Genomic DNA, 9,734 nt, shown 5'->3' with positions numbered 1-9,734 from the left:
ACCCTCAGCATCACCCCCACTATTCCCACAGTGAAGGGACGCCCAAGCGATGAAGTCCTCGATCCCCGGCCTGCGCGTGCTCGTCGTGACCACGACGGCCGTGCTGGGTGTGCTCGCCACCTCCGTGGTGGCCCTGGCGGACCCCGGAGCCCAGAACTCACCGGAGGGGGCGCGCGACCGGCCGTCGTGCGACTCCTCGGTGCCGTTCGCCTCGGGCACGGACGGCTATGACACGTTCCGCATCCCGGCCGTGGTCGCCACCGCGGACGGCGCGCTGCTCGCCTTCGCCGAGGGCCGGGTCGGCGGTGCCGGTGACACCGGCAACATCGACGTGGTCGCCAAGCGGTCGAAGGACGGCGGCTGCACCTGGGGCGAGCTGAGCCTCGTGGCGAGCGGCGGGGGCGACACCCGGGGGAACCCGGCGCCCGTCGTCGACCCGGAGACCGGCCGCGTGGTGCTGCTCACCTCGTTCAACAGCGGCCAGGTCACCGAGGCGCAGATCATGCGCGGCGAGGTCACCCCCGAGCAGAGCCGCCGCGTCTTCATGCAGACGAGCGACGACCACGGCCGGTCGTTCACCAGTCCCCGCGAGATCACCGCGGACGCCAAGCTGCCGCACTGGCGCTGGTACGCCACGGGTCCCGGGCACGCGGTGGCGCTGACCCGCGGCGAGCACGCGGGACGCCTGGTCGTTCCGTCGAACCACTCCTCCGCGCCGCCCGAGGGCTCGGCCGACACCGGCCAGGAGGCCAAGTACTACGGCGCGCACGCCCTGTTCAGCGACGACGGAGGGGAGACGTGGGAGATCGGGTACATCGACGACAGCTACGAGGGCGTCAACAACTCCAACGAGTCCATCGCCGCCGAACTGCCGGACGGGCGCCTGTACTTCAACACCCGTGACCAGAACGGCACCAGCGCGGGCAACCGGCTGGACTCCTACTCCTCCGACGGCGGCGAGACCCTGGACCGCGACTTCGCCGTGCAGACCACGCTGAACGACGTGCCCGTCGTGCAGGCCACCGTGCTGCAACTGCGCGGCCACCACGCCCCGTTGCTCTTCGCGGGTCCGTCCGATCCGACCGCCCGCAGGTCGCTCGCCGTGTGGCGCAGCGACGACGCGGGACGGTCGTTCAGCCGGGTGGAGACCCTCTCCACCCAGCCCGCGGCCTACTCCGACCTGGTGCAGTTCGGACGGCACGGGGTCGGCGTGCTGTACGAGACGGGCGTGGACGGCCCGTACGAGTCCATCGAGTTCCGGCGGCTGTCCGGGCGGCTGTAGCCCGGGCGGACGCCACCAGCGCGATCGACGGCCGCCGGGCTGTCCCCTCCTGTCGCTCCTCCTACCGGAGCAGCCCGGCGGCCGTCAGGTGTGTGGCGACCCGGTCGGTCTCCGCCTCCGAGAGCGGGATCTGCGGCTCGGCCGTGGTCGCGTGGTCGATCACGCCGAGCAGCCGCAGCGCCTGCTTGAACGCTCCGATCGCCGCCGAGCCCCGGCCCATCCGGGTCGGCGAGCCCTCGTGGACGATGGAGAACGCCGAGCACAGGCGCTCCTGTTCGGCCCTGGCCGCGGCCCAGTCGCCCGCCGCGCAGTACCGGACGATGCGCACGTATCCGGCCGGGTCGACGTTCCCGAAGCCGGGTACCACTCCGTCCGCGCCCATCATCAGGGCCGCGTCCACGAGCAGTTCGGACCCGGTGAGCACGGAGAACCGCGGCACGCGGGCCATGATCACCTGGCGCAGCCCGTCGTGGTCGCCGCTGGAGTCCTTGATCCCCGCGAGCACCCCGTCGGCGGCGAGGGCCAGCACGGTGTCGGGGCTGAGTTTGGTGTGGACCGCGACCGGCAGGTCGTAGGCGAGGACGGGCGCGCCGGTCTCCTGCGCCAGGAGCCTGAAGTGCCGGTCGATCTCGGCGGGGTGGGTGCGGGTGTAGAACGGCGCGGTGGCGACGATGCCGTCCGCGCCCGCCTTCAGGGCGGTGCGCGCGTGGTCGAGGACGCGCGGGGTGGTCATGTCGATCGCCCCGGCCAGGACCGGCACCGCCCCGCCCACGTGCGCGGTGACGGTCTCGGTCACCGTGCGGCGCATGCGGTCGGTGAGGAACGCCGCCTCCGAGGTGGAGCCGAGGACGAACAGCCCGTCGACGCCGGCGCCCGTCAGGTGGTCGACGAGCCGGATCAGCGAGGCCGTGTCGACCTCGCCGTCCGGGGTGAGCGGGGTGCACAGGGGCGGGATGACGCCGGTGAGCCGATCGGACAGGCTCATGACCCGTCCTTGCCGGGGGTGACACCGGCGTGGGCATGGGCGTCGGCGCCGGCTCCAGCGCCGGAGCCGGCCTGGACGACGAGGTCGCGGGTGGACTCGCCTGCGGAGACGGGATGATGACAGCGGAATCGGTGCATGTCCTCAGTCTTCCCACTGTTGGCGGTGAAGTCGGGCATCGACTCGGCGCACCGGGCGTCGGCCTTCCAGCAACGGGTGCGGAACGGGCAGCCGCTGGGCGGGTGCACGGCCGAGGGCACGGGCCCGACCAGCGGAATCGGGTCGATCGGGTCGAGCAGTCCCGGCGTCGCGGAGAACAGAGCGCGCGTGTACGGGTGACGGGCGTGCGCGGTGACCTCGGACGCCGGGGTCTCCTCCACGATCCTGCCGAGGTACATGGTGATGACCCGGTCGCTCATCCGGCGCACGGTCTGGATGTCGTGGGAGACGAACACCAGGGCCAGGCCCAGGCGTTCCTTCAGGTCGAGGAGGAGGTTGAGGATCTGGGCGCGGACGGAGACGTCCAGGGCGCTGGTCGGCTCGTCGGCGATGACCAGCTCCGGTTCCAGGGCGAGCGCGCGGGCGATCGCCACGCGCTGGCGCTGGCCGCCCGAGAGCTGTCCCGGCAGCGCGTCGGCCACCCGCTCCGGCAGGCCGACCAGCGCCATCAGCTCCCTGACCCGCGCGTCGCGCTGCGCCGGGGTGCCGCGGCGGTGCACGTCGAGCGGGTCGCGCAGCACGCGGCGCACGGGGAGGCGGCGGTTGAGGGCGGTGGCCGGGTCCTGGAAGATCATGCCGATCCTGGTGCCGACGGTCTCGCGGCGCTCGGCGGGACCCATGGTCCACAGGTCCCGGCCCCGGTAGGAGACGGTGCCCCGGGTGGGGCGTTCGACGCCGACGAGGACGCGGGCCAGCGTGGACTTGCCGCAGCCGGACTCGCCGACCACGCCGACGGTCTCGCGCGCGGCGATGGTCAGGTCCGCGCCGGTCAGCGCGTACACCTTGTCGGAACGGAACAGGCCGCCGGTGCGGGCGGAGTAGACCATGTGCGCGTCGTGGACGGTCATGAGGGTCACCGCGCGGCCTCGCTTTCTTCGTGCGCGTCGTCCGCGACGGCCGCCGGGTGGTGGCAGGCGACGGCGTGGAGCCGTCCCGGCGCGCGGACGTCGGGCAGGGGCGTCCCGCAGACCTCGGTCGCCACCGGGCAGCGGTCCGCGAACCGGCAGCCGCTGGGGAAGTCCGCGGGCGAGGGGACGACGCCGCGGATCTGGGTGAGCCGCTGGGCGGCCGATTCGAGGGAGAGCACGGAGCCGAGCAGACCCCGCGTGTAGTGGTGCGCCGGGTGCTCGACCAGGTCGGCGGTGACGCCGGTCTCGACCAGCTGCCCGCCGTACATGACGACGACGCGGTCGGTGACGTCGGCGACCAGCGCCAGGTCGTGCGAGACCAGGACGAGGGCGAAGCCCAACTCGGCGCGGAGCCGCAGCAGCAGCTCGATGATCTGCGCCTGCACGGTGACGTCCAGGGCGGTGGTGGGCTCGTCGGCGACGATGAGCCGGGGGTCGCGGGAGAGCGCCATGGCGATGAGAACGCGCTGCCGCTGGCCGCCGGAGATCTCGTGCGGGTAGCTGCGCAGGATGCGCTCGGGGTCCAGGCCCACCAGTTCGAGAAGCTCGGCGGGGCCCCGGCTGCCGCCGCGCCGCACCAGCTGCTTGAGCTGGGCGCGGATGGTCATGGCGGGGTTGAGGGAGGAGAGCGCGTCCTGGTAGACCATCGCCATCTCGTGGCCCAGGAGATGGCGGCGGGCGCGGGGCGACAGCCCGGTCAGCTCGCGGCCGTCGAACGTCACGCTGCCGCCGACGCGGGCGCCGCGGGGCTGGAGGCCCATGACGGTCAGGGCGGTCAGCGACTTGCCGCAGCCCGACTCCCCGACCAGGCCGAGGACTTCGCCGGGCCGGACGTCGAAGCTGACGCCGTCCACGATGTCCTTGCCCTCGTGGGCGCGGTCGAAGCCGATGGTCAGGTCCCGGACCGAGAGGACCGGTTCGCCCTCGACCGGGGGGCGCGCGCGTTCGCGCAGCCGCTGTCCCGCCTCGGCCAGGCCCGGCAGGGCGAGCACCTCGCCGGTGGCGGCGGTGGCGGCGCCGCCTGTGGCGCCGGTGGCGGTGGGCTTGGCGAGGGAGGTGGCGCGTTCGGCCTGCTCCGGGACGGCGGGAACGGCCGCCGGGGTTTCGGGAGCCGCCGGCGCGCGCAGGCCGCGCGCGCGGGGCGCGGCCCAGGCGTCGGAGACCCCCTCGGAGAGGACGTTGAGCGCCAGCACGGTGATCAGCATCAGCAGGCCGGGGAAGACGGTGGCCCACCAGCCGCCGAGCAGCACCATGTTCTTGCCCTCGGCGATGACGCTGCCCCACGAGGGCTCCGGCGGGCGGACGCCCGCGCCGATGAACGACAGCGACGCCTCGAAGACGATCGCCTCGGCCACCATCACCGTGCAGAACACCAGCACGGGCGCGGCGCAGTTGATGGCGACGTGGCGGATCAGGATGTGCGGGGTGCGGGCGCCGATGACGCGCTCCGCGGTGACGTAGTCCTCGCCGTACTGCGCCATGACGTTCGCCCGGACCACGCGCGCGATGGGCGGCGTGTAGAGGAACGCGATGGCGCAGATCAGCACGGGGATGCCGCCGCCGAAGACGGAGATCAGCACGGCGGCCAGCGCGATGCCGGGGAAGGCCATCACGATGTCGAGGCCGCGCATCAGCGCCTCGTCCACCGCCTTGCGCGAGGTCGCGGCGATCGCGCCGAGGACCGCGCCCACCGCCAGCGCCAGCAGCGTGGCGCCGAGCCCGATGGCCAGCGACCAGCGGGCGCCGTGCATCAGGCGGCTGAGGATGTCGCGGCCGAGGCTGTCCTGTCCCATCCAGTGCTCGCCCGAGGGCCCGTCCGAGCTGCCGGACTGGGCGTACGGGTCGTGCGGGGCCAGGGCGGGCGCGAGCAGCGCGGTGAGGACGACGACGGCCAGGACGCCGAGCGCCACCCGGGACAGCACGGGAAGCCGGGTGAACCACTTCATGCGGCGCTCCTCAGCCGTGGGTTGACCAGCAGATAGAGGACGTCGATCACCAGGTTGACCACCACGAATCCGGCCGCCGTGGTGAGGACGACGCCCTGGACGACGGCGGGGTCCCCGTTGCGCACGGCGTCGATCATCAGCTTGCCCATGCCGGGCAGCGAGAAGATCGTCTCGATGACGACGGCGCCGCCCAGCAGGTAGCCGACGCGCAGGCCCAGCACGGTGAGCGGGTTGATGAGCGCGTTGCGCAGGACGTTGCGCCCGACCACGACGACCGGCGGCAGGCCGCTGCCGATCGCCGTGCGGACGTAGTCGCGGTCCAGCTCCTCCACCACGGCCGTCCGCACGATGCGGATCAGCTGGGCGGCGACGGGCAGCGAGAGGGCGAGGGCGGGCAGCGTCATGGCCTCCAGCCAGCCGGTGAACGAGTCGGCCGGGTTGACGTAGCCGCCGGTGGGGAACCAGCCGAGCTCCACGCCGAGGTACTGGATCATCAGCAGCGCCAGCCAGAAGCTGGGCGCCGCGACGCCGGTCAGGGACACGACGCGGATGATCTGGTCGGGCAGCCGGTCGCGGTAGATGGCGGCGGTGACGCCGAGCACCAGGGACAGGACGATGGCGATGCCGAGCCCGAGGAACGTCAGCTGCATCGTCAGCGGCAGCGCGGTGGTGACCTGGTCGACGACGGGCGCGCGGGTGAGCACGCTGATGCCCATGTCGCCGGTGACCAGGTCGCCCACGAAGTCGACGTACCGCACCGGCAGCGGGTCGAGCAGGCCGTTGTCCTCGCGGAACTGGTGGAGCTGCTCCTGGGTCGGGTTGGCGCCCTGGAAGTAGGCGGAGGCCGGGTCCATGTCCGAGAACCGCATGACGAGGAAGACGAAGAGGACGATGCCCAGCATCAGCGGAACGAGCAGGAGGACGCGCCGCAGCAGCATCCGCAGGACGATCATCACGAGGAGGCGGCCCTTGCCTGGAGCACGTTGATGCCCGGGTACGCCTGGGCGCGGATGCCGGTGATGCGGGTCGGGTCCCAGGCGGTGAGCAGCTCGGTGTGGACGATCGGGTAGAGCACGGCGTGCTCGGCGACCAGGTCGAGGTACTGCTGGGTCAGCTCCAGCTTGGCGTCCGGGTCCGGCTCGCTGCTGGCCTCGTCCATGCGCGCGAACAGGTCCTCGGCGTCCGCGCTCTGCTCCCAGCGCGCGTACTGCATCCACAGGCCGTCGGCCGTGTAGTTGTAGCGCATGATCAGGTCGGCGTCGAGGCCGAACTGGTTGGGGTTCGAGACGGCGGCGACGACCTGGTAGTCCTGGTTCTGGTCCATCTTGGTGAAGAGCGCCGAGGTCTCCTGCGGCTCCAGGGTGGTGGAGACGCCGATGGCGTCCCAGGACTCCTTGATGGTGGGCAGGCAGTCCACGAGCCAGCTGACGTTGACCGACATCAGGTTGACGCTCAGGTCGGTGACGCCCGCCTCGTCGAGCAGCTGGCGGGCGCGGTCGGGGTCGTACGCGTACACGGTGCTCGCGGGCCGGTGGGCCGGGTTGTCCTCGTTGAGGAACGAGGTGGCGGGGGCGCCGTAGCCGCGCAGGCCGACCTCGATGAGCTGGTCGATGTCGATGGCGTACAGGAGCGCCTGGCGGACGCGGACGTCGTCGAACGGGGCGTTGGCCGTGTTGAACATGATGAAGGCATGGTTCATGCCCGCGCCGCCCTGGACCTCCAGGCCGTCCTCGGTGAGCTGGTCCACGTTGGCGTAGGGGATGTTCTCGGCGATCTGGGCCTCCGCGCTGTCGCCCGAGATGCGGGCGACGCGGGGGGCCGCGTCCACGATGGAGAGCCAGTTCATGCGCTGGAACGCGGGCGGGCGGGGGCCGTTGTAGCCGTCGAACGCCTCGAAGGTGGTGTTCGACCGGGGCTGGTGCGAGGCCAGCGTGTACGGGCCGGAGCCGACGGCGAGCCCGCCGGTGGCCTCCTCCCAGGCGCCCTCCTCGCCGAAGACGTGGCGCGGCATGATCTTGGCGATGCCCAGGCGCTGCGCGGCGTCGGGGAAGGCGTAGTGGAACTGGAGCTCGACGGTCCGCTCGTCGACCTTGGTGCACTCGCGCAGCCAGGTGTGGAAGAACGACCTGGCCAGCGTCCTGGCCTCCGGGTCCAGGATCCGCTGGAACGTGAAGACCACGTCGTCCGCGGTCACCGGCTCCCCGTCGTGCCAGGTCGCGCCCTCGCGGAGCGTGAAGCTCCACGTGGTGGCGCTGGTGTCGGCGGGCAGGGCGGTGGCCAGCGCGGGGTAGGGCTCGCGGGTGATGGGGTCGGTGTCGAGCAGGCCCTCGTAGATGTGCTGGATGGCGGCCATCGAGAACGCCGAGGCCGTCTGCGTCGGGTCCCAGCTCTGGTCGTTCCCGTATCCGATGACCGCGGTCAGCTCATCCAGGCCCTCGCCTCCCTCCCCACTGTTGTTGGTCGACGCGGGACCCGAACAGGCGCCCACCGTGGCGGTGACGACACCCGCCGCGCCGAGCGCACCGGTGTACTTGAGAAAGGCCCTGCGGTCGAAACTGCGGCTCACGACGCCTCCAGCGCTGCTCCCGGGAGGTCCTACGTTCTACCTCCTCCTAGGCGAACGTAGGAGGATGCCGCGAGAGAGGTCAAGACCTGTGCGACGACTGTCAACGGACCAGACATCCCATGTCCTATCTCCGATGGCAGAATGTGAACTCAGGGTCAAGAGTTGGTGATCATCAATCCGGGGGGAAGGAAGAGGCAGCCATGGCAGCCCGCCGCATGATGTCCGACGAGGTCCAGGAGCAGATCAAGAAGCTCATCCTGCGCCGACGGCTGGCTCCCGGGGACCCGCTGCCCACGGAGAGCGAGATGATGAGCCTGTTCGGCGTCAGCCGGAACTCGGTGCGCGAGGCGCTCAAGGCGCTCCAGGCCGTCAGCATCGTGGACATCAGGCACGGCTTCGGCACGTATGTCGGCTCGCTCAGCCTCGACTCGTTCGTGGACGGCATGGTCTTCCGCGCGGCGGTCCGCCACCGCAGGGGCGAGGCCAGCCTGTACGAACTGCTGGAGGTGCGCGAGGCGTTGGAGGCGGGCCTCATCGGCAGCGTGGCGGGTCAGCTCCCGCAGGGCGACCTGGAGACGCTGCGCGGGCTGGTGAGCACGATGGAGCGCGAGGCCGCGATCGGCCGCGTCACGGCGGCCACGGACCGCGCGTTCCACCTGGCCCTCTACCGCTCCCTGGGGAACCACCTGCTGAGCGAGGTGCTGGACGCCTTCTGGGCCGCGTTCCACCGGGTCCGCGAGGAGCTGAAGGAGGACCGGCAGGACCCCCGCGTCACCTGCGACAGACACCAGGACGTCCTCGCCGCCCTCGAAGCCACGGACGGCCCGCGGGCGGCGGAGGCGATGCGGCACCACTTCGCGGGGATTCGCCAGGTGCTGTCCGAGAGCACCAAGCCGGAGGCGGCGGCCAAGGCGCCGGAGCGGTCCGGCTGACCGCGCCGTCACGTGCCCTCCCGGGCGGTCAGGTGGCCTCCCGGGCCGCGTCGCGGCGGGCCGCCGTGCCTCTCGGCGCGGCGCCGGGGGGCGCGTCGTGGCCGGTGGACCGCGTCAGCTCCTCCAGGCCCTCGGCCAGATAGCCCGTCCACGCCAGGGTCTCGTCCTCGATCAACTCCTGTACCTCGGAGCGGAGTTCGATGGCGATCCGGGTCAACATGGCCGCGTCCGCCTGGGTGGGGACCTCGGGCAGCGCGCCGAACGCCGAAGTCCAGCGCCCCTGCGCCTCCTTGAGCGCGCGCTGAAGCGCCAGCTCCGTCCGGACGAACCGCGTCCACGACGAGGAGAACCCGAAGATCCGGTCGAACAGCACGCACCCGGCGCCCAGCGCGAGGAAGACGAAGCCCCACTCGGCCTCGATGGTCCCCGGCGAGACGCCGTGCACCAGAGGCGCCACGCCCCCGGCCACCCCCAGCGCGGTCGCCGTCGCCCGCAGCACGCGCGACCACCGCGAGGGCCCCTTCCGCCGCCGCAGATACCAGGTGATGGCGGCCACGGCCTCCTCCTCCGCCTGGCGGAACAGCGCGAGCGCCGCCCGCGTGCCGGCGTGCGCCGTCTCGTTCTCGCCGAGCAGCTCGACGGTGAGATCCGGGCCCCGGCGTCTGGAATTCCGCATGGTGCTCCCCCTCGGACTTTCATGGCCGCCCTCGCGCGGCGGATGAACGCTCTCGCGGTCATACCCGGGCGGCACGGGCCGGACTCGTCGGCCGGGAACCGGTCGCGGAACCGCCCTGTAACGACTCTGCTTCCGAATCCGCCGTGCCGCCGCGAACGCCATGGCGCGCGCGTAAGATCGACATTCTCCCCCACCGTGCGAGCCGAGCCGTTTCCTGTCCTTC

The 9,734-nt window shown here is 72.1% G+C and carries 8 protein-coding genes; 2 read left to right on the top strand and 6 right to left on the bottom strand.

The features are described from left to right. Positions 1–49: 49 nt before the first annotated feature. Positions 50–1,282: a sialidase family protein gene (locus tag ADY01_RS03620; RefSeq protein WP_049565273.1), complete on the top strand. Its 1,233-nt coding sequence runs from the start codon at positions 50–52 to the stop codon at positions 1,280–1,282. Positions 1,283–1,343: 61 nt separating this feature from the next. Here ADY01_RS03620 and ADY01_RS03615 read toward each other — a convergent pair whose 3' ends face one another. Genes ADY01_RS03615 through ADY01_RS03595 form a run of 5 tightly spaced genes read right to left on the bottom strand, consistent with a single transcriptional unit; the run spans position 1,344 to position 7,903 of the window. Continuing rightward, positions 1,344–2,267, bottom strand: a complete 924-nt coding sequence (locus ADY01_RS03615) for a dihydrodipicolinate synthase family protein (protein WP_049565252.1) — start codon at positions 2,265–2,267, stop codon at positions 1,344–1,346. Further along, positions 2,264–3,331: an oligopeptide/dipeptide ABC transporter ATP-binding protein gene (locus ADY01_RS03610; RefSeq protein WP_049565284.1), complete on the bottom strand. Its 1,068-nt coding sequence runs from the start codon at positions 3,329–3,331 to the stop codon at positions 2,264–2,266. The genes ADY01_RS03615 and ADY01_RS03610 overlap by 4 nt, the downstream gene beginning before the upstream one ends. Before the next feature lie 5 nt (positions 3,332–3,336). Then, entirely contained in the window at positions 3,337–5,337 is a 2,001-nt protein-coding gene (locus ADY01_RS03605) for a dipeptide/oligopeptide/nickel ABC transporter permease/ATP-binding protein (protein ID WP_049565249.1), read from the bottom strand. Further along, positions 5,334–6,290 (bottom strand): ABC transporter permease, encoded by a 957-nt coding sequence (locus ADY01_RS03600; RefSeq protein ID WP_420715572.1) that lies wholly within the window; start codon positions 6,288–6,290, stop codon positions 5,334–5,336. The genes ADY01_RS03605 and ADY01_RS03600 overlap by 4 nt, the downstream gene beginning before the upstream one ends. Next, on the bottom strand, positions 6,290–7,903 hold the full coding sequence (locus tag ADY01_RS03595) for an ABC transporter substrate-binding protein (RefSeq protein WP_049565246.1): 1,614 nt from the start codon (positions 7,901–7,903) through the stop codon (positions 6,290–6,292). Before ADY01_RS03595 ends, ADY01_RS03600 begins: the two co-directional genes overlap by 1 nt. Positions 7,904–8,103: 200 nt before the next feature. On the opposite strand from ADY01_RS03595, the gene ADY01_RS03590 reads away from it, so the two are divergent. After that, complete coding sequence (locus ADY01_RS03590; protein ID WP_420715570.1) at positions 8,104–8,835, top strand: FadR/GntR family transcriptional regulator; 732 nt, start codon at positions 8,104–8,106, stop codon at positions 8,833–8,835. Between the two features lie 28 nt (positions 8,836–8,863). Here the strand turns inward: ADY01_RS03590 and ADY01_RS03585 are convergent, their stop codons facing one another. Further along, positions 8,864–9,511 carry an SLATT domain-containing protein gene (locus ADY01_RS03585; protein WP_049565244.1) on the bottom strand — a complete coding sequence of 216 codons (648 nt, stop codon included), beginning with the start codon at positions 9,509–9,511 and terminating at the stop codon, positions 8,864–8,866. Positions 9,512–9,734 lie beyond the last annotated feature (223 nt).

The sequence above is a fragment of the Streptomyces sp. SBT349 genome, assembly GCF_001083795.1.
In the GTDB taxonomy this organism is placed as follows: Bacteria; Actinomycetota; Actinomycetes; order Streptomycetales; family Streptomycetaceae; genus Streptomyces.
The sequence above is the reverse complement of the archived record's forward strand: the minus strand, read 5'-3'. Positions and strand labels throughout refer to the sequence as shown.